The sequence below is a fragment of the Trinickia symbiotica genome (assembly GCF_003028655.1).
Classification (GTDB): domain Bacteria; phylum Pseudomonadota; class Gammaproteobacteria; order Burkholderiales; family Burkholderiaceae; genus Trinickia; species Trinickia symbiotica_A.
The window spans coordinates 140,404-160,310 of the sequence record NZ_PYUC01000007.1 but is presented as its reverse complement, the minus strand read 5'-3'; the positions used below and the strand labels follow the sequence as shown (position 1 = coordinate 160,310).

The following is a 19,907-nucleotide window of genomic DNA, read 5'->3' as shown; positions in this document are numbered from 1 at the left end:
TCTCGGCCGGACGGCCAGCCTGCGTGGCCGCGTTCTTTCATCGTTTCCTGATAGAAGCCCCTACCCGTCGCGACAAAATCACCGTTCACGCCGCCGTCAGACCGAACGGCTCGAGCGAGCCGCATCCTGCGCGCACGAGCATGGGCTCGTCGCCGGTCAGATCGATGACCGTCGATGGCGCGCGCGGACACGCCCCGCCGTCGATGACGAGATCGATCTGCTTTTCGAGGCGGGCCCGGATGTCCTCGGGCTCGTTGAGCGGTTCGTTATCGGGCGGCAGGATCAGCGTCGTCGCGATGAGGGGCTCGCCGAGCGCCTCTAGCAAGGCGAGCGTGATCGCGTGATCGGGCACGCGCAGGCCGATCGTCTTGCGCGACGGGTGCGACAAGCGTCGCGGCACTTCCTTCGTCGCCTGCAGCACGAACACATAGGGCCCGGGCGTCACCGACTTGATGAGCCGGAACTGGTGATTGTCGACCATCGCGAACGCCGCGAGCTCGGAAAGGTCACGCACGAGCAGCGACAGATGCTGACGCTCGTCCAGCCCGCGGATCCGGCGCAAGCGCGTCACGGCTTCCTTGTCGTCGAGCCGGCACCCGAGCGCGTAGCTCGAATCGGTCGGCAGCGCAATGACGCCGCCTTCCTTGACGATCTGGACAGCCTGCGCGATGAGCCGCGGCTGCGGGTTGTCGGGGTGGATCCGGAAGAATTGGGACATGGTGGAAGTCGTCGGTAAGCCGGGCATCGGCACGGGCCCGGGACTGCATTCGATGCCGCGGTGAACCGGCTGGCTCGCCGCTCGAGGGGCCGCGCCGAAATCGAGCATTCGCCGGCCGACCCTGGCGTTTTTCCTTTCGTTCGAGGATTGAGCGGACGCTAGAACCAGCGCTCCCACACAGGCGTAAGACCGGCCGGTAACGGCGGCAACTCACCGAGCTCCACTCGGCCCTCCCCCGGCGCGTGAAAATCCGATCCGCGCGACGCTTCAAAGCCGAAACGGCGCGCGACGTCGGCGTACTCGCGGTACTGATCGGGCGTATGGCTGCCCGTCACGACCTCGATGGCCTCGCCGCCCAGATCGATGAATGTGGAGAACAGCTCGTCGAACGCGAGCGGCGTGTACTTGTAGCGGCCCGGATGGGCGATCACCGCGACGCCGCCCGCGGCCTTGATCCAGCAAAGCGCATCTTCCAGGCTGGCCCACCGATGCGGTACGTAACCCGGCTTGCCCTCGCCCAGGAAACGGTCGAATACGTCGGCCGTCGATTCGGCGAAGCCCTTTTCGACGAGAAAGCGCGCGAAATGCGTGCGCGAAACGAGATCGGGGTTCGAGACGTAACGCAACGCGCCCTCGTAGGCCCCGGGAATACCTATCGCGTCGAGCGCCGCCCCCATTGCTTCGGCGCGCGTGCTGCGGCCGTTGCGCGTGGCGTAGAGCCCTTCGACGAGCGCCGGGCAGTCGGGATCGATGCCGAGCCCGACCACGTGCACCGTTTTCATCGCCCAAGTCACGGAAATCTCGACCCCGGCGAGGTAGCGCATACCGAGCGCCTCGGCCGTCCTGCGCGCGTCGGCTTGGCCCCTTACCTCGTCGTGATCGGTCAGCGACCAGATCGTCACGCCTCCCGCATGCGCGCGCCGCGCTACGTCGGCGGGCGCGAAAAACCCGTCGGACACGTTGGAATGGCAATGCAGGTCGGCGTTCATGTGGTTCAATGGGGCCCAAAAACCGTCTTCTCATTTTACTTCAATGCGGCGTGCAACTTCGAACGCCTGGAAGACCGGCACCCGCGCGCCGACGCGTTTTTGCACGCGGTCGATCAAGCGCAAAACGCCTCGATCAGCGCCGCGATCCGCTCCGGCTGATCGTGATGAAGCATGTGCCCCGCGTCCTCGATCAGCCTTTCACGCCAATCGCGGAACGCCTGAAAGCGCGCCTTGAATTCGGCGAGCGGAATCGCGCCCGCCAGCCTGGCGAGGGTCGGCGAGGTGACCGCCTCGACATGCAGCACCTTCGCACTGACGTTGGCCCATATCGCCATCACTTCGTCCAGCCGATAAAGGAGCGGGCCGTGCAGCTTGTGGGCCGGATCCGCCAGCAGCATGTAGCGGCCGTCCTCGCCGCGCCGCGACCAGTGCTGCGCCAGAAACCGCGCGCGTTCGGGCGCGAGGCGCGGATTGGTCTTGATGAGCCGCGCCGCCACGTCGTCGAGCGTGCCGTAGGCCTTGAGCGACGGCGGCGCGCGCAGGTCGTCGAGCCACGCGGCAAATCGCCGCGGCGCGTCCGCGGCGCGCGCCGGCGCAAGGCCGAAGCCCTCCAGATCGACGACGCGGCGCACGCGCTCCGGGCGTACGCCGGCATAAAGGCAAGCGACGTTCGCGCCCATGCTGTGACCGACCAGGTTTACCTGCCCCGTCGGCGCGTAGTAATCGAGCAGTGCTTCCAGATCGGCCAGGTATTCATGGAACCAGTAATGCCCGCCGCCGCGCGCCGCCACCGGCCAATCCGATAGCCCAAACCCACGCGCGTCGGGCGCGATCACCTGCCAGTCGCCGCCGAGCGCATCCACGACGAACTGAAAAGACGCCGAGACGTCCATCCAGCCATGCAGCATGAACAACGCCGGGGCGCCGCGATCGCCCCAGCGCCGCACATGGAGCCTGACACCGCGAACGGTGACGAAATCCGATTGGGAGAGGTTCATGGGAGAGGCGCCCAAAAAAGAATGGTCGTTCGATTATATCGGTGCCGCACGGCCGTTGCTCGAGGCAGCGCTCGAGTCACGCGGCGTTTCGGAGACGGGTTACGTCGCGCCCGTTCCGTCGCCCGGATCCGCCTGCGCGGCCAAGGCGGCGAGTTCGGCCTCGTCGAAGCCAGCGTCGCGGCGCGCCTCGAAGTTGAACGGGCCGCGCAAGCGCGGCGCATGGTATTGCTCGGCGAGGCGGAGATAGGTCGGGTGCGGGGCGAGCGCGCGTGCCTCGCAGAGATAGCGGAACCAGCGATTGCCGATCCGCACGTGGCCGACCTCGTCGCGCAATATCACGTCGAGGATCGCGGCCGAGTCGAAGTCTCCCGCCTGGATGAGCCGCGCGCGAATCGGCGGCGAGGCGTCGAGTCCGCGCGCCTCGAGCGTGCGCGGCACGAGAGCCATGCGCGCGAGCACGTCGCCGCGCGTGCGCTCGCACATCTCCCAAAGGCCGTCGTGCGCAGGCAAATCGCCGTAAGCGTGGCCGAACTCCGCAAGCCGCGCCGCAAGCAGCGTGAAGTGATGGGCCTCTTCCGCGGCAACGCGCAACCAGTCGCCGTAGAACGTTTCCGGCATGTCCCGAAAGCGCCAGACGGCGTCGAGCGCGAGATTGATCGCGTTGAATTCGATGTGCGCCAGCGCATGAAGCAGCGCGGCGCGGCCCTCGCGCGACTGCATGCCGCGGTGCCGCAAAAGCCGCGGCGCGACGAGCGTCGGGCGCTCGGGGCGCCCGGGCAGGCCGTCCGGCTCGTCGATCCGCTCTTGCGGCAGACAGACGAGTTCACCCGCCAGCCAGCGCGCGTGCAATGACCGCACCGAGCCGGCTTTCGCGGCCGGGTCGCGGGCGACGAGCGCTGCGAGCGACAAACGGCGCAGCGACTCGCCGCGACCGATCCGGGCATCGCGAGCGTCGGACGAAACGGCGACAGAAATCGAAGGAGGCCAGTTACCCATTTACAATAGATGGTTCGACACCCGCGTCGTTGCCCGACGCGCACTGCCGATCGGCAAGATGACGTGCCGCGCGGCGCCGGCCCGACAGGAGAATTGAACTGTGGCGATGTACAAGCTGGGCGAGCACGCCCCGACGATTCACGAGAGCGTTTTCGTTGCCGACACGGCAACCATTATCGGTCAAGTGACGCTCGACGAGAACGCGAGCGTCTGGTTCGGCGCGTCGATCCGCGGGGACAACGAGCCGATCACAGTCGGTGCCGGCAGCAATATCCAGGAAGGCGCGGCGCTCCATACGGATCCCGGCTATCCGCTCGTCATCGAGACCAATGTCACCGTCGGCCACCAGGCGATGCTCCACGGCTGCACGATTCGCGACGGCGCGCTCGTCGGAATTCAGGCCATCGTCTTGAATGGAGCGGTGATCGGCCGCAACTGTCTGGTCGGGGCAGGCGCCGTCGTGACCGAGGGCAAGGTATTTCCGGATCGATCTCTGATCCTCGGCGCGCCCGCGAAGGTCGTGCGCCAGTTGACTGACGAAGAAGTCGCGCGACTCGAAAGCAACGCCGCGGGGTATGTGCAACGCCGTGCGCTCTTCAAGGAGCAGCTCGTGCGCATCGGCTGAGCAGCGCCGCGCCATCCGCTGCCCGCTCAGGCGGCCGGAAAGCCCAGTATCGACGTTTCGAGGAAAAGCTGTGGAAGATCAGTTGCAGAAATTCATGTTCAGCACCGCGCCCGTGCGCGGCGAAATCGTATCGCTGCGCAATACGTGGCGCGATGTGCTGACACGCCGCCGCTATCCGGCGCCGGTACGGGACATTCTGGGCGAAATGATGGCGGCATGCGCGCTGCTGTCGGCGAACCTGAAGTTCGACGGCACGCTCATCATGCAGATTTTCGGCGACGGCCCCATCAAGATGCTCGTGGTCCAATGCAGCTCGGCGCTCGCCATGCGGGCCACGGCGAAGTTTTCGGACGACCTCGCAATCGAAGGGATCGCCGCGGAGCCCCCTCCCTTCGTCGAGCTGCTCAACGCAAGCGGTCATGGCCGCTGCGTCATCACGCTCGATCCCCGCGAAAAGCGCCCCGGTCAGCAAGCCTATCAGGGCATCGTGCCGCTCAACGGCAGCCACGGGCCGCTGCAATCGATCGCCCAGGTGCTCGAACACTACATGCATCACTCGGAACAGCTCGATACGCGACTCTGGCTCGCCTCCAACGACGAGCGGGCCGTCGGCATGCTGTTGCAGAAGCTCCCCGGCGACGGCGGAATCGTGCCGCACACGGGCGAGCACGATGCCGACACGTGGGAGCGAGTCTGCGTGCTCGGTGGGACGCTATCGCAAGACGAACTGCTAAAAGAAGAGCCGCAGACGCTCTTCAAGCGTCTTTTCTGGCAAGAGAACGTTCAGCACTTCGCGCCCGTCGCCGCACATTTCGAGTGCAGTTGCTCGCGGGAAAAAGTCGGCTCGATGCTGAAGATGCTCGGACGGGGCGAAGTCGAAAGTGTGCTCGACGAGCAAGGGCACGTCGAGATCCACTGCGAGTACTGCAATCAGCGCTACGAGTTCGACCCCGTCGATGTAGCGCAGTTGTTCGCGGCGAGCGGCGTATCGTCAGGCGTCACGCCCGCCGCGACCCAGCGCCACTGAGCGGCGGCGCCGCGTTGCTTCTTAGGAGGCTCAGCATGAACCCGTCGAAACCGGCACGCGCCCTGCCATCGCCGCGCGGCCCGTTGGCAGTTGCTACCATCGGCGCGCTGATCGTCTCCGCGGCGCTCGCCGGCTGCGTCGTCGCCCCGCCGTCCGGACAGGTTTTGAGCCGGCTCCCGCCCGATCAAGGCGGCGCGTCGCGGTCTGCGCACCCGCTTACCGATGCGGAAAAGAAGCGTTACGACGAAATCGACAAGCAAGTCCTTTCGGAGCAAAACGAAGCCATGGCGGCCGACGCGTGGGCACGCTACTACGTGCCGTATTACGCGCCGCCGATCGTCTACGGCGGGTATGGCGGCTATTACGGCGGATGGGGGGCGGGATACTACAGCCCCGGCTATTATCCGGGCTGGTGGTGGTAAGGACGACCGAAGGAAGTCCCTTTAGGGACGACCGAAGGGGGCACCATCGGGGGCCCCCGAAGGAAGTCCCTTTAGGGACGACCGGAGGAAGTCCCTAAAGGGACTCGCAGCGTCCACTGACGCTCAAGCTTGGGCTTGGGCTTGTTCGCCCTTCTGAGCGCCCTCGCTAACGCTTCGGTTTCTCGCCCGCCTGCTTCTTGGCGCCTCTCTCGGCCTTGCCGTGCGCCGGCTTGACACGAGAGACGGGATTCGGCACGACGGCGACGGGCGCGGCCGACACTTGCCCGCGCGTGGACGTTTCGGCGCTCAGGGACGCCGCGGCAACCGTGCTCGCCGCCGAATTCGGCGAGACGAACTGAACGAACACCTCGCCATCCTTGACCATCCCCATTTCATAGCGAGCGCGCTCTTCGACGGCTGCCGTGCCGGCTTGCAGGTCTTGGACCTCGCCTTCGATCCGCTGATTGCGCAGCTTCTCGTCGGCGTTTTTCTTTGCTTGCGCGTCGAGCGCCTCGCGTAATTCATGCACGCGTAGCCAGCCACCGTGCCCCCACCAAAGCGGAAACTGAATCAGCACGAGCAGGACGACAAGAACGACAGTGACGAGCCGCATGCGAAAAGGCGCCGTATAGTCAACGCCGCCGCGAACGCCCCGAAGGTAGTCCCCTTGGGGGACGCCCCGAAGGTAATCCCCTTGGGGAACGAGTTGCGCGGCGGCGGGCGGAAAGACCGATAAAAAGAACGAGTCAGCTCGTCAACGGAGGTTATAGAACGTCGACTTGCCGGGGTAGCTGGCGATATCGCCGAGATCTTCCTCGATGCGCAGCAACTGGTTGTACTTCGCGATGCGGTCGCTGCGCGAGAGCGAGCCTGTCTTGATCTGACCGGCGTTGAGACCCACGGCGATATCGGCGATCGTCGAATCTTCCGTTTCCCCCGAGCGGTGCGAAATCACGGCCGTATAGCCGGCCCGCTTGGCCATCTCGATCGCGGCAAACGTCTCCGTCAGCGTACCGATCTGATTGATCTTGATGAGGATCGAGTTGGCGATGCCCTTCTCGATGCCCTCCTTCAGGATCCGCGTGTTCGTGACGAAGAGATCGTCGCCGACGAGTTGGATCTTCTTGCCGAGCCGGTCGGTCAGGAGCTTCCAGCCGTTCCAGTCGCTCTCGTGCATGCCGTCTTCGATCGACACGATCGGGAATTTGTCCGCGAGCGTGGCGAGATAGTCGGTGAACTCGGCCGACGACAGTTGCAGCCCCTCGCCGGCAAGCTGGTACTTGCCGTCGTGGTAGAACTCGCTCGCCGCGCAATCGAGCGCCAGCAGCACGTCTTCGCCCGCGCGATAGCCGGCCTTCTCGATCGCCTGCAGAATCGTCGAGAGGCACTCGTCGTTGCTGCCGAAGTTCGGCGCGAAACCGCCTTCATCACCGACGGCCGTGCTCATGCCGCGGTCGCTGAGAATCTTCTTCAGCGCATGGAACACTTCGGCGCCGCAGCGCAACGCTTCACGAAACGTCGGCTGGCTCACCGGCACGATCATGAATTCCTGAATGTCGAGGCTGTTGTTCGCATGTGCGCCGCCATTGACGATGTTCATCATCGGCACCGGAAGCTGCATCGCGCCCGATCCGCCGAAGTAGCGGTAAAGCGGCAGCCCCGCTTCCTCAGCAGCCGCCTTCGCGACCGCGATCGACACGGCCAGCATCGCATTCGCGCCGAGACGCGACTTGTTGTCCGTGCCGTCGAGCTCGAGCAGCGTCTTGTCGAGGAACGCCTGCTCGGAAGCGTCGAGCCCCATGATGGCTTCGGAGATCTCCGTGTTGATATGCTCGACCGCCTTCAACACGCCCTTGCCGCCATAGCGACCGGCTTCGCCGTCGCGCAACTCGATCGCCTCGCGCGAGCCTGTCGACGCGCCAGACGGCACCGCCGCGCGCCCCATCGTGCCCGACTCGAGCAGCACATCGCATTCGACGGTCGGGTTGCCGCGCGAATCCAGGATCTCACGGCCAATGATGTCTACGATTGCACTCATGTTTTCCTCTAAAAATGACGTTCAATTCCGCTTATGACGTGGAGCTGCGCTCGCTCTTTCGTTGTTCTCGTTAGGTCGCTTGGTCTCTCGTCGTGTTGTTCGTTCGCGGTTCGTTCGACGAAAAGCGCGAGCATCAATCGAACTCGCGCTCGAGAAACGGCGTGCGCTTCACGACGGCGTCGAGCGCAACGAGCGTTTCGAGCAACTCGCTCATGCGCCGCAACGGCACGGCGTTCGGGCCATCGGACAGCGCGCAGGGCGGGTTCGGATGCGTCTCCATGAACAATCCGGCGACACCGACGGCAACGGCCGCGCGCGAAAGCACGGGTACGAATTCGCGCTGCCCGCCCGAGCTCGTGCCCTGGCCGCCCGGCAGCTGTACCGAGTGCGTCGCGTCGAAGACGACCGGCGCGCCGGTTTCGCGCATGATGGCGAGCGAGCGCATGTCCGAGACGAGGTTGTTGTAGCCGAACGAGGCACCGCGCTCGCAGGCAAGGAAACGATCATCGGATAGCCCCGCTTCGCGGGCCGCGTCGCGTGCCTTGTCGATGACGTTCTTCATGTCGTGCGGCGCGAGGAACTGGCCTTTCTTGATATTGACGGGCTTGCCCGAGCGCGCGCAGGCGTGAATGAAGTCGGTCTGCCGGCAAAGGAATGCGGGTGTTTGCAAGACATCGACGACCTCGGCCGCCGGCGCGATCTCGTCGATCTCATGAACGTCGGTCAGCACCGGCACTTTCAATTGGCGCTTGACCTCGCCGAGGATGCGCAGCCCTTCGTCCATGCCGAGCCCGCGAAACGATTTGCCCGAGCTGCGGTTCGCTTTATCGAACGAGGACTTGTAGATGAACGGGATGCCGAGTTTCGCGCAGATTTCTTTCAGCGTGCCCGCCGTATCGATCGACATCTGCTCGGATTCGACGACGCAGGTACCCGCGATCAGGAAAAAACGCTTTTCGAGGCCGACTTCGAAGTCGCAAAGCTTCATGCCTTCACCTTTTCTTCGACGCTCGCTTTGGAATAGGCCAACGCGGCCTCGACGAACGACTTGAAGAGCGGATGCCCGTCGCGCGGCGTCGACGTGAACTCGGGGTGGAACTGCACGCCGACGAACCACGGGTGAAGCTGCTGCGGCAACTCCATCATTTCGGGCAGATCCTCGCTCGGCGTGCGCGCGCTGATGACGAGCCCGCCGCCTTCGAGTTGAGGCACGTAGCGGTTGTTGACTTCGTAACGATGGCGATGGCGCTCGTTCACGTCCTTGCCGTAGATACGCGCGGCGAGCGTGCCCGGCTTGATGGGGCAGCGCTGCGAGCCGAGACGCATCGTGCCGCCAAGATCGGAGGCCTCGTCGCGCTTTTCGACACGGCCTTCACGGTCGTACCACTCGGTGATGAGCGCAACGACGCGATGCGGCGTTTTCGGATCGAACTCGGTGCTGTTCGCCCCCGCGAGACCGACGACGTCGCGCGCGAATTCGATCACGGCAAGCTGCATGCCGAGGCAGATGCCGAGATACGGCACCTTCGCCTCGCGCGCATAACGGATGGCGGCGATCTTGCCCTCGGTGCCGCGCCGGCCGAAGCCGCCCGGCACGAGCACGGCATCGAGATGCGCGAGGCTCGCGACGCCCTCTTCCTCGATCTGCTCTGAATCGATGTATTCGATGTTGACTTTCGTCGACGTATGCACCGAGGCATGCCGCAGCGCTTCGATCAGCGACTTGTACGACTCGGTCAACTCCACGTACTTGCCGACCATGCCGATCGTCACCTCGTGCAGCGGACGCTCGAGCTTATCGACGATATCGGCCCACATCGACAGATCGGCCGGATTGGGAGCCAGCTTCAACTCGTCGCAGATGATCTCGTCGAGCCCCTGGTCGTGCAGCATTTGCGGAATCTTGTAGATGCTGTCGACGTCCCACACCGAGATGACCGCGTCCTCGGGCACGTTGGAAAAGAGGGAGATCTTCTTGCTCTCGTCGTCGGGAATCGGGCGGTCCGCGCGGCACAGCAGCACGTGCGGCGAAATACCGATCTCGCGCAGTTTCTGCACGCTATGCTGCGTCGGCTTCGTCTTCAGTTCGCCGGCCGTCGCGATGAACGGCACGAGCGTCAAGTGAACGAAGCAGGCGCTGTTGCGCCCGAGGCGCAGGCTCATCTGGCGGGCGGCCTCGAGGAACGGCAACGATTCGATGTCGCCCACGGTGCCGCCGATCTCGACGATCGCCACGTCGGGCTCGCCGCAGGTCGCCGATGCGGCGCCGCGCTCGATGAAGGCCTGAATCTCGTTCGTGATGTGCGGAATGACCTGCACCGTCTTGCCGAGATAGTCGCCTCGCCGCTCCTTGCGGATCACCGACTCGTAGATCTGCCCCGTCGTGAAATTGTTGGCGCGGCGCATCTTCGTGCTGATGAAGCGCTCGTAGTGCCCGAGGTCGAGATCCGTCTCGGCGCCGTCCTCCGTCACGAACACTTCGCCGTGCTGAAACGGACTCATCGTGCCGGGGTCGACGTTGATGTAGGGATCGAGTTTGAGGAGGGTGACTTTGAGACCGCGCGACTCGAGGATCGCGGCGAGAGAGGCGGCGGCAATGCCCTTGCCGAGGGACGAAACTACACCGCCGGTGACGAAAACATATTTGGTCATCGCTGGATGCTCGCGGGAAAAACGGATTATACCTTAAAGGTCCGCCCGGACCCCTTTCCGAAAGCGCCGAGCACAGCCCTTTCGAAGGCTCCTCCGAGTCATCCCGAGCGAGGCTCCCGACGAGCGCGACAACCCCTCGCCCGCTACAGCCGGCGGCCGGTCATGCGACCAACTCCGCGCTAAGCACGCGAAGCATCCGCTGCACGGCACGCGCGGTCTCGATCGGCTTTTCCATCGGAAAGAGATGGCTGCCCTCGAGCCATTCGATGCTGCCGCCTGTGGCCCGCTTCGTCGCCTCGAGCCCGACCTGGCGAATCTCCTTCGAATGCGTCCCGGCCACGAAGCCTACCGGAACGGGCGCGCCATGTGCGAGCCGCGCGCCGAGCGTGCGCGGCAGCGTCCGATAGATCAGATATTCGATCTGGCGGTCGAAGGCGAGCGTGCGCGTGCCGTCGGGCGCCGTCTGCGGAATGCCGAAATCGATGTAGTCGGACAACACGCGCTCGTCCCAGCGCGCGAACGCGGGCTTCGCGTGAAAATGCCGCCACGCTTCCTCGCGGCTCGGCCAATGCGTGCGGCGTGTTCGCGTCGCGGCGGCCGGCGAGAGCCGCTCGTCGAGCCCCGTCCATTGCGACACACGCAGCACGCCCGCGCGCCAACCCGCGACCACGGGCGAGTCCAGCATCACGACGCCGCGCACCCAATGCGGTCGCTTGAGCGCCGCCATCAGCGAAAGGTAGCCGCCGAGCGAGTGGCCGACGAGCCAGACCGGCTCCTCGTAGCGAGCGCCGATGTCGTCGAGCAGTTCTTCGACGAGATGTGGCCAGTCGCTCGTGACCGGGTAGCGCGCATCGTGGCCGATGCGTTCGATGTACCGGAGCTCGTAATCGTCGGAGAGCTCGGCGAACATCGTCCGGTAAGTCGATGCCGGAAATCCGTTCGCATGCGAAAAGTGAATGATCTCCTTCAAGCTTCGCTGCCTCCTCGTTTGAAAGCCCCACAAGCCCCGCGGCGGCGCGCTCGACACGCGGTTCACCGATCCATCCAATAGCGGCGATGCGTGTCGCGATAGCGCTCGAGCGTCAATACGCCGTGGTCGAGCTCGATGCGCGCCGCACCGTCGCGGTCCGTCCGTGTCAGCTCGACGCCGCGCGCGACGAAGCGCGACCAGACGCCTGAATGAGGGTGACCGAAGCGGTTGCGATAGCCTACCTGAAATACCGCGATGCGCGGACGCACCGAGTCGAGGAAAGACTCGGTCGACGACGTCTTGCTGCCGTGATGCGCGACGATGAGGACATCGGCTGCGAGCGGGTCGGAAACGCCGGATACAGGGATCGCCTCACGTTGCAGCGCGCCTTCGACTGCGGCATCGATATCGCCCGTCAACAGCGCGGAAAAGCCGTCCGCCTCCACCTTTAGAACGCAGGAGCCCGCGTTCGATGTCGGCGGCAGCGGGCCGGGCCGCGGCCATAAGATCGTGAAATCGACGCCGTCCCATCGCCAGCGCTGCCCCGAAGCGCAGCGCACCGTCTCGGCGCCTGCCGCGCGCGCCGCCCGCCAAAGCGCGTTGGCTGGCGGCAATCCGCCGAGCAATTGGCGCACGCGTACCGCTTCGAGCACGGCCGGGGCGCCGCCCGCATGGTCGGCATCGGCATGACTGACCACCAGCGCATCGAGCTCGGGCAAGCCATTCGCCAGTAGATAGGGCGCGACGATACGTTCGCCGGCGTGCGTCGATTCGGGGCCTGGCCCGGCATCGAAAAGCAGCGCGTGGCGTGCCGTCTCGACGACGATGGCCGAGCCCTGCCCTACGTCGAGCGCGGTCAGTCGAAATTCACCCGGCTCGGGCGACGCAGGCGGGGGAAACGCGAGCGGCAGCCAGGCGAGCGGCGCGGCGAAGCGCAACGGCCAACCTCGCGGCATCAGGCACCAGATCACGCCCGCGGCCGCCCACGCGAGCGTCACGGGAGACGGACGGAGCGTCCGCCATTCGGCCCATTCTTCGTCCGAAAGTCGCCGCAAGATCCGCATGAGCGGCTCGAGCAACGCATGCGCGAGCTCGAAAGCGATCGAATCGAACGGTGCGGGCAATGCAACGCCGATGAGCACGACCGGCGTGACGAGCACGCTCACCCAGGGGACGGCCAATGCATTGGCGAACGGTCCAGCCAGCGAGATTTGCGCAAACCAGAAGGCCGTCAGCGGCGCGAGCCCGATCGTCACCGCATATTGCGCGCGAAGCGCACCGGCAAGCTGCTGGCGCGCGCGAGCGAGGCCGCGTCGCATGAAGCGCCATCGTGAGCGGCGCGGCGCGTCGGCAGCCCTCGAGTTCGCAGTGAAGGGGTCGAGCAACTCGTCCTCAACCTCGTCGTCATTGGGCGACCGTATCCGCAATCGCCCGTGCAGCGCCAATGAAATCGCCGCAACGGCGCCGAACGAAAGCCAGAAGCCCGCCGCCACCACGGCCCACGGATCGACGATGACGACGAGGGCCGCAGCCCAGGCGAGCACGAGCGACGGCGCGACGCTCCGTCCGAACACGAACGCCGCGCTGACGACAATGAGCATCCACAACGCGCGCTGGGCGGGCACGTTGAAGCCGGCGAGGGCCGCATACCCGGCTGCGCAGAGGGTCCCGGCGACGGCGGCGACGATCGGTGTCGGCACGATGAGCGGCCACTCGCGCGAGCCGCCTCGTGCCAGCTTCGCGCCGAGAAAGCACGAGCGCCGCCAGAGCCATGCGGCGAGCGCGGCGCCAAGGCCGGCGACGAAGCCGATATGCAGCCCCGAAATCGCAACAAGATGGCTCGTCCCGGTGCGGCGCAGCACGGCGCGATCGGCCGAGTCGATCGCTTCTTGCGCGCCGATTGCGAGCGCGAGAACGATGCCGCGATGCGGCGCGGCGGAAAGCGCCTCGCCGATGCGCGCGGCGAGCGCGAAGCGCCACCGATCGATCGCCGATGCGAGTCCGCCCGCGCTGCCCGGCAGGCGCCTAGCCGTCGCCGCGCCTGCAACGTAACCGGTCGCCCGCACGCCGCGCGCGAAAAGCGTCGCTTCGAGATCGTGCCCACCGAAATTGGCGTGGCCATGCGGCCGCTTCAAGCGGACCGTCAGCCGCCACCGCTCGCCGGGGACGAGCGCCGGCATGCGGTCGCCGCCGCGCTGGAGCCAGGTCAACTGAACGAGCGGCGGAAAGCGCGCGATGCCGGTATCGCGGCGTATCTCGTCCGTATCGACGGAGAACAGAAAGCGCATGCTCCTCGCGTCGCGCACGGGCAGCCCGTGCACATGGCCCGACAGAACGAGATCGCGCCCCTCCCACTGCGCCGGCAGCGTGTCGCGCAGCCGCAGATCTGCGCGGCCCGCGGTGTAGCCGAAACCGGTGAGCGCCGCCGCGAGAAAGCACGCGCCAAGGCGCAATGGCCCTGCCATCCGCGCGATTGGCGAACCCGCTGCGTGCCCCGGTTCCGCCGGGTTTGCCCGGCAGCTAGCGGCAAGCGCAGCCGCGAGGGCGAGCGCCGCGACCCAGAGCGTCGCACCGACGCCCCAGCCGAGCCGCTCGGGCAAGACCGGTTGCTGCTGCAACAGCACGACGCCGAGCACGAACCCGCACAGGACGAGCCGCATCCATCCTCCATCGCCACCTCCGATTCGAACCGCGCATGCCGTCGATCGAGCGCGCAGTCGGTCCGGCGATTATGAAGAGGAAAGCGCGAGACGCGGCAGCGCGGCGTGAGCGTTAGCCGTTGTGCCTAGGGCCAATTGGTCGACTTCGATGCCGCGCAATTCGGCCAGCACGGCGCCGATGCGCGCCGTCTGATCGGGCGTATTGCGTTGCTTGTAGCGCCAGGCCGGGGCAATATCGGGCGCGTCGGTCTCGACGACGATCGCCTCCAGCGGCAGGTCGACGGCGAGCCGCCGAATCTGCCGCGCGCGCTCGAACGTGACATTGCCGCCGAAGCCGAGCCGCAGGCCCTGCTCGATGAATGCATGCGCTTGCTGGAAGCTGCCGTTGAACGCATGCGCGATGCCCTTTTTCACGCCGATGCGGCGCAGCCCCTTCAGCACCTTGTCCTGAGATTTGCGCACATGGCAAATGACAGGCAAATCGAATTCGCGCGCGAGCTTCAGCTGTCCTTCGTAGAAGAACCATTGCCGTTCGTCGTCCAGGTCGGGCACGAAATGGTCGAGGCCGATTTCGCCGATGCCGACGAAGCGCGGATCGTCGAGGCTCGCTTCGATCTCGGCGGAAAGCGCATCGAGATCGCATTCCTGGGCTTGCGGTGTAAATAGCGGATGAATGCCGAGCGCGTAAGCGCCACCGGCCAGACGATGAGCGAGCGCGCGCACCGCCGCGAAGTTCGCCCGTCCGATGGCGGGAATGACGATCCGTCCGACGCCGGCTTGCTCGGCCGCCCGCGCGACGTCGTCGCGGTCGACGTCGAACTCGGCGGCGTCCAGGTGGCAGTGCGTATCGATCCACATGGCGAATGTCGCTCGATGGCCGCGCGCGCCCGGCCTCAGACCGGTATCGGCGGTTCCTCGCGCAGCACGCCGTCGCGCAGGCGCAGGACGCGATCGCAGCGCGCGGCGAGATCGGGATCGTGCGTGACGATGACGAAACTCGTTTCGAGCTTTTCCGACAGTTCGAGCATCAGGTTGAAAACCGTGTCCGCCGTGGCGCCGTCGAGATTGCCCGTAGGCTCGTCGGCGAGCACGCAGGCAGGCTTCGCGACCAGCGCGCGCGCAATGGCGACGCGCTGCCGCTCACCGCCCGACAGTTCGCCGGGCCGATGTTTCGCGCGGTGCTCGAGGCCCACGCGCGCGAGTACCGCGAGCGCCTCGCGGCGCGCCTCCTCGGTTGTGAGACGTCGGATGCGCAGGGGCATCGCGACGTTGTCGAGCGCGCTGAATTCGGGCAACAGATGATGGAACTGGTAGACGAAGCCGAGCGCGCGATTGCGCAAGTCGTTGCGCTCGCGCTCGGCGAGCTCGGTAAACGGCTTGCCAAGCAGCGACACGCGCCCGGCGCTCGGCTCGTCGAGCCCGCCCAACACATGCAGCAGCGTGCTCTTGCCCGAGCCGGAGGCGCCGACGACGGCGACTTTCTCGCCACGGCGCACGGCGAGATTCGCGCCTGACAGAACCGAAACGTTGAAGCCGCCCTGAACGAACGCCTTTGAAATACCCGTTGCTTCGAGCACGTACTCGCCGAGCGCCTGCCGCTCGGTGGAAGCGTTCGTCGTCGATGGACCAGTCATGAGCTCACTCATAGCGCAGCGCCTCCGCCGGACGAACCTTGGCCCCACGCCAGCTCGGATAAAGCGTGGCGAGCGTCGAGAGCACGAACGCGATCACACCGATTCTGATGACGTCGCCGGGCACGAGTTCGGATGGCAGCTCGCTGATGAAATACACCGAGGGCGGCAGGAATTGCACGCCGAGCAGATGCTCGATCATCGGCACGAGCCACGGAATGCTCCAGGCGATGAGCGTGCCGAGCGCGACACCCGTCGCCGTGCCGACGAAACCGATCGTCATACCCTGTACGACGAAAATCTTCATGATCGATCCCGGCTGCGCGCCGAGCGTTCGCAGAATCGCGATGTCGGCTTGCTTGTTCGTCACCGTCATCACGAGCGACGACACCAGATTGAACGCCGCCACGGCGATGATCAGCGTGAGGATGATGAACATCATCCGCTTTTCGATCTTGACGGCCGAAAACCAGGTCTTGTTCTGCTGCGTCCAATCGCGGATATACAGGTCGCCCGACAGCGTTCGCGCCAGCTCGTGCGCCACGCGCGGCGCCTGCTGCATGTCCTTGAGCCGCAGCCTCACGCCGGTCGGCGCGGGTACGCGAAAGAGCGCCTCGGCGTCATGAATGTTCACGAGCGCGAGCGAGCTGTCGTACTCGTAGTGACCGGACTGAAACATGCCCGCGACCGTGAATTGCTTCAAGCGCGGCATCAAGCCCGCGGGCGTCATCGAGCCTTCCGGCGCGACGAGCGTGATCTTGTCGCCTATCGTCACGCCGAGGTTTTCCGCCAGATCGGCACCGAGCACGATATTGAACTGGCCCGGAACGAGGTCGGTCAGGCGCCCCGCTTTCATTTCCTTGCCGATGTCGGAGACCTGCGGCTCGAGCGCCGGGTCGACGCCGCGCAACGCCACGCCGCTCACGGCGTCTTGCCGCGTGAGCAGCGCCTGCGCGTCGACGTAAGGCGCCGCACCGATGACTTCCGGGTTGCGCCGCGCCTCGTTGGCCGTCAGCTGCCAGTCCGGCATGGCGCCGCTCGGCGAAAAGATCTCGACGTGCGCAAGCACGGAAAGCATGCGGTCGCGCACTTCCTTCTGAAAACCGTTCATCACGGACAGCACGACGATGAGTGCGGCCACACCGAGCGCGATCCCCGACATCGAAACGAGCGCGATGAACGAGATGAAACCGTTGCCGGTCGTGCGCTTGCCGGCGCGCGTATAGCGCCAGCCGATTTGCCATTCGTACGGAAGCTTCAAGCGAATCCTTCAATTTGTTACGCGACGGCCGCCGCCCCGGCCCAATTCGCGCCGCGGCCGGCTTTGCCGCCGATCAAGCGCGCAGTTTGCCATACAATGCGCAGCATCATGCACGCCCACCGTCTTCATCTGCTGCTTCCATTCGCGCTCCCGACGGCCGCCGACGCCTCGACCGCGCTGCACAATCTGCAAAGCCCCGCCCTCGACAAGCTTCTCGCCCGCGCCACACTCGTCGAGCGCGTGGCCGGCGAAGACTTCCAGCGTACGCTGCCGCACGAGCGCTGGATCGCGCGTCAATTCGGCGCGGTTGCGTCGAACGCCGCCGACGAGGCGCCGCTTGCGCCGTACATGCTGCTGGCCGACGGCGGCACGCCCGGCAACACCGTCTGGGCTTGCGTCGAGCCGGTTCACGTGCGCATCGCCCACGATCATCTCGTGCTCGTCGACCCCGCCATGCTGGCGCTCGCCGCCGATGAGGCCGCAACGCTGCTTGCCGTCGCCAAGCCGCTCGTCGAAGAGCTCGGCGTACGAATCGAGGCGCCGACGCCTACGCGCTGGTATTTGAGCGGCGATGCGCTCGGCATGCTCGCGAGCGCGTCGCCGCTGCGCGCGAGCGGACGCAGCGTCGAGATCTGGCTCCCCCATGACGCGCATACCGGCCAGCGCTCGCGTGCCTGGATGAAGCTGCAAAACGAAGTCCAGATGGCCTGGTTCGAGCACCCCGTCAACGAGGCGCGCGAAGCGCGCGGGCTGCCGGCCGTGAACTCGGTCTGGCTGCATGCGCAGGGCGCCGCTCAGCCGGTCAAAAGCCCGTTCGCACGCGTCTTCTCGAACGCTGCCGCTACCCGCGGGCTCGCACTGGCGGCAGGTGTCGGGCCATCGGCGGCGCCGCCCGCTTTCGACGCCTTGCCGGCCGCGGAAGGAAACGGCACGACCCTCGTCGAGCTCGAGCCTTTCTCGACGCCGTTCGTGCAACAAGACTGGCCGGCCTGGAGCGGCGCGCTTGCCGCGCTCGAGCGCGAGTGGTTCTCACCGGCGCTCGCCGCGCTCGAAGCGGGCCGGCTGAGCGCGCTGACGATGACACTATGCGGCGATACCAGTTCAGCGACCCTCACCGCGACACGCGGCGACTTGCGCCGGTTCTGGCGCCGCCGCGTGCTGGCGTCGCTGTTCGAATGAAGCTCCCGGCGCTCCCATGATTCGAATCGCGACTCGCGCGCCGTCGCCCGCCGACGAAGCCGCGCTCATCCGCCACGGTCTTCATCCCGTCCTCGCTCGTCTTTACGCCGCACGCGGCGTGCGCTTGCCGGACGAAATCGAAACAGATCTGACCCGACTCGTCTCGCCGCTCGAGCTGAAGGGCGCCGCCGAGGCCGGCGCGCTACTCGCGCGGGCGCTCGAGGCGAAGCGGCGCATCCTCGTCGTCGCCGACTACGATTGCGACGGCGCGACCGCTTGCGCCGTCGCGGTCCGCGGACTGCGCCTGTTCGGCGCGCAAGTCGACTATCTCGTCCCCAACCGGTTCGAGTACGGCTATGGTCTGACGCCCGAGATCGTCGAGCTGGCCGCGCGACACCCGGCGGGACCGCCCGACTTGCTGATCACGGTCGATAACGGCATCGCCAGCGTCGACGGCGTCGCCGCCGCGCGCTCGCACGGCATCGACGTCCTGATCACCGATCATCACCTGCCCGGCGACGTATTGCCGGACGCCCAGGCGATCGTGAATCCGAACCAGCCGGGATGCACGTTCCCGAGCAAGTGCATCGCGGGCGTCGGCGTGATGTTCTACGTGCTGCTCGCCTTGCGCGCGCAATTGCGCGAGCGCGGCGCGTTCGCCGAGGGGGGCATCGCGGAGCCACGCCTGGACGGGCTGCTCGATCTCGTGGCGCTCGGCACCGTCGCCGACGTCGTCAAGCTCGATCACAACAATCGGGTCCTCGTCGCGCAGGGGGTCGCGCGCATTCGCCGCGGCCGCATGCAGCCAGGCGTCGCCGCCCTCTTCCGCGCAGCGGGCCGCGACGCGCGCACCGCCTCCGGTCTCGACTTGGGGTTTGCGCTCGGCCCGCGTCTGAACGCCGCGGGACGGCTGTCGGACATGTCGCTCGGCATCGAGTGCCTGATCACGGACGATCCCGGTCGGGCCTGGGAACTCGCGCAACAGCTCGATACGATGAACCGCGAGCGCCGCGAGATCGAAGCCAGCATGCAGGAGCAGGCGCTCGTCGATCTGGCCGCGCTCGACCCGGCGGGCTCAGCCACGATCACGCTGTTCAATCCCGAGTGGCATCAGGGCGTGATCGGAATCGTCGCGAGCCGACTCAAGGAAAAGTTTCACCGCCCCGCATTCACGTTCGCGCCTGCCGACGCAACCGGTACGGTCGTCAAGGGCTCGGGCCGCTCGATCGCCGGTTTCCATTTGCGCGACGCGCTCGACCTCGTTGCCAAGCGCGAGCCCGGCCTGCTGACGAAATTCGGCGGGCATGCGATGGCGGCCGGCGTCACGCTCGCCGCGGCGGAAGTGCCCCGCTTTGCCGCCGCTTTCGAGGCCGTGGGCCGGGAGTGGCTGACGGAAGACGCGCTTGCGCGCGTGATCATGACGGACGGCACGCTCGAAGACGCGTATTTCACGCCGCAAATCGTCGAGATGCTCGAAGCGGCCGTCTGGGGCCAGGGTTTTCCGGCGCCGACGTTTTCCGGCGAATTCGACGTGGTGTCGCAGGCGCTCGTCAAAGACAAGCATCTCAGGCTTCAACTGATGCGCAGCCGTCAACGCTTCCAGGCGATCTGGTTCAATCGCACGGAGCCGCTGCCCGCGCGCGCGCATATCGCTTATCGGCTCGCCTGCGATTCGTGGAACGGCGTGTCCCGCGTGCAGTTGATCGTCGAGCATGCCGTGGCGGCGGATGGCGCCTAGTGC

General features: G+C 66.2%; 18 protein-coding genes. 5 read left to right on the top strand and 13 right to left on the bottom strand.

The window, feature by feature from the left end:
* Positions 1-85: 85 nt before the first annotated feature.
* The 4 genes from C9I57_RS15425 to C9I57_RS15410 all read right to left on the bottom strand — a co-directional run bounded on the left by C9I57_RS15425 (position 86) and on the right by C9I57_RS15410 (position 3,701).
* Positions 86-718, bottom strand: a complete 633-nt coding sequence (locus tag C9I57_RS15425) for an L-threonylcarbamoyladenylate synthase (RefSeq protein ID WP_107151720.1) — start codon at positions 716-718, stop codon at positions 86-88.
* Positions 719-876: 158 nt separating this feature from the next.
* Complete coding sequence (locus tag C9I57_RS15420; protein ID WP_107151538.1) at positions 877-1,707, bottom strand: 3',5'-nucleoside bisphosphate phosphatase; 831 nt, start codon at positions 1,705-1,707, stop codon at positions 877-879.
* A gap of 113 nt (positions 1,708-1,820) precedes the next feature.
* On the bottom strand, positions 1,821-2,705 hold the full coding sequence (locus C9I57_RS15415; protein ID WP_107151537.1) for an alpha/beta fold hydrolase: 885 nt from the start codon (positions 2,703-2,705) through the stop codon (positions 1,821-1,823).
* 99 nt (positions 2,706-2,804) lie between these two features.
* Positions 2,805-3,701 carry a ferritin-like domain-containing protein gene (locus C9I57_RS15410; protein WP_107151536.1) on the bottom strand — a complete coding sequence of 299 codons (897 nt, stop codon included), beginning with the start codon at positions 3,699-3,701 and terminating at the stop codon, positions 2,805-2,807.
* 100 nt (positions 3,702-3,801) lie between these two features.
* On the opposite strand from C9I57_RS15410, the gene C9I57_RS15405 reads away from it, so the two are divergent.
* From C9I57_RS15405 to C9I57_RS15395, 3 genes are all read left to right on the top strand, one after another.
* The gene (locus tag C9I57_RS15405; protein WP_107151535.1) at positions 3,802-4,326 is read left to right on the top strand and encodes a gamma carbonic anhydrase family protein; all 525 of its coding nucleotides are present in this window, start codon (positions 3,802-3,804) and stop codon (positions 4,324-4,326) included.
* A gap of 70 nt (positions 4,327-4,396) precedes the next feature.
* The gene (gene hslO / locus C9I57_RS15400; protein WP_107151534.1) at positions 4,397-5,353 is read left to right on the top strand and encodes an Hsp33 family molecular chaperone HslO; all 957 of its coding nucleotides are present in this window, start codon (positions 4,397-4,399) and stop codon (positions 5,351-5,353) included.
* 35 nt (positions 5,354-5,388) lie between these two features.
* Positions 5,389-5,775, top strand: a complete 387-nt coding sequence (locus C9I57_RS15395; protein ID WP_107151533.1) for a hypothetical protein — start codon at positions 5,389-5,391, stop codon at positions 5,773-5,775.
* Between the two features lie 166 nt (positions 5,776-5,941).
* Here the strand turns inward: C9I57_RS15395 and ftsB are convergent, their stop codons facing one another.
* The 9 genes from ftsB to C9I57_RS15350 form a co-directional block, all read right to left on the bottom strand.
* Positions 5,942-6,388 (bottom strand): cell division protein FtsB, encoded by a 447-nt coding sequence (gene ftsB, locus C9I57_RS15390; protein WP_107151532.1) that lies wholly within the window; start codon positions 6,386-6,388, stop codon positions 5,942-5,944.
* Positions 6,389-6,529: 141 nt separating this feature from the next.
* Complete coding sequence (gene eno / locus C9I57_RS15385) at positions 6,530-7,813, bottom strand: phosphopyruvate hydratase (protein ID WP_107151531.1); 1,284 nt, start codon at positions 7,811-7,813, stop codon at positions 6,530-6,532.
* 133 nt (positions 7,814-7,946) lie between these two features.
* The gene (gene kdsA / locus C9I57_RS15380; RefSeq protein ID WP_107151530.1) at positions 7,947-8,801 is read right to left on the bottom strand and encodes a 3-deoxy-8-phosphooctulonate synthase; all 855 of its coding nucleotides are present in this window, start codon (positions 8,799-8,801) and stop codon (positions 7,947-7,949) included.
* Positions 8,798-10,465, bottom strand: a complete 1,668-nt coding sequence (locus C9I57_RS15375) for a CTP synthase (RefSeq protein ID WP_107151529.1) — start codon at positions 10,463-10,465, stop codon at positions 8,798-8,800. The genes kdsA and C9I57_RS15375 overlap by 4 nt, the downstream gene beginning before the upstream one ends.
* A 160-nt stretch (positions 10,466-10,625) precedes the next feature.
* Positions 10,626-11,435: an alpha/beta fold hydrolase gene (locus tag C9I57_RS15370; RefSeq protein ID WP_018440207.1), complete on the bottom strand. Its 810-nt coding sequence runs from the start codon at positions 11,433-11,435 to the stop codon at positions 10,626-10,628.
* A 62-nt stretch (positions 11,436-11,497) separates the two neighbouring features.
* Positions 11,498-14,095, bottom strand: a complete 2,598-nt coding sequence (locus tag C9I57_RS15365) for a DNA internalization-related competence protein ComEC/Rec2 (protein ID WP_107151528.1) — start codon at positions 14,093-14,095, stop codon at positions 11,498-11,500.
* A gap of 69 nt (positions 14,096-14,164) precedes the next feature.
* Positions 14,165-14,953, bottom strand: coding sequence for a TatD family hydrolase (locus C9I57_RS15360; RefSeq protein ID WP_107151527.1), 789 nt, complete (start codon positions 14,951-14,953; stop codon positions 14,165-14,167).
* 35 nt (positions 14,954-14,988) lie between these two features.
* Positions 14,989-15,729 carry a lipoprotein-releasing ABC transporter ATP-binding protein LolD gene (gene lolD / locus C9I57_RS15355; RefSeq protein WP_107151526.1) on the bottom strand — a complete coding sequence of 247 codons (741 nt, stop codon included), beginning with the start codon at positions 15,727-15,729 and terminating at the stop codon, positions 14,989-14,991.
* Positions 15,730-15,733: 4 nt separating this feature from the next.
* The gene (locus C9I57_RS15350) at positions 15,734-16,987 is read right to left on the bottom strand and encodes a lipoprotein-releasing ABC transporter permease subunit (protein WP_107151525.1); all 1,254 of its coding nucleotides are present in this window, start codon (positions 16,985-16,987) and stop codon (positions 15,734-15,736) included.
* Between the two features lie 96 nt (positions 16,988-17,083).
* On the opposite strand from C9I57_RS15350, the gene C9I57_RS15345 reads away from it, so the two are divergent.
* The gene (locus tag C9I57_RS15345) at positions 17,084-18,166 is read left to right on the top strand and encodes a regulator (RefSeq protein ID WP_107151524.1); all 1,083 of its coding nucleotides are present in this window, start codon (positions 17,084-17,086) and stop codon (positions 18,164-18,166) included.
* A gap of 16 nt (positions 18,167-18,182) precedes the next feature.
* Positions 18,183-19,904 carry a single-stranded-DNA-specific exonuclease RecJ gene (recJ, locus tag C9I57_RS15340; protein WP_107151523.1) on the top strand — a complete coding sequence of 574 codons (1,722 nt, stop codon included), beginning with the start codon at positions 18,183-18,185 and terminating at the stop codon, positions 19,902-19,904.
* Positions 19,905-19,907 lie beyond the last annotated feature (3 nt).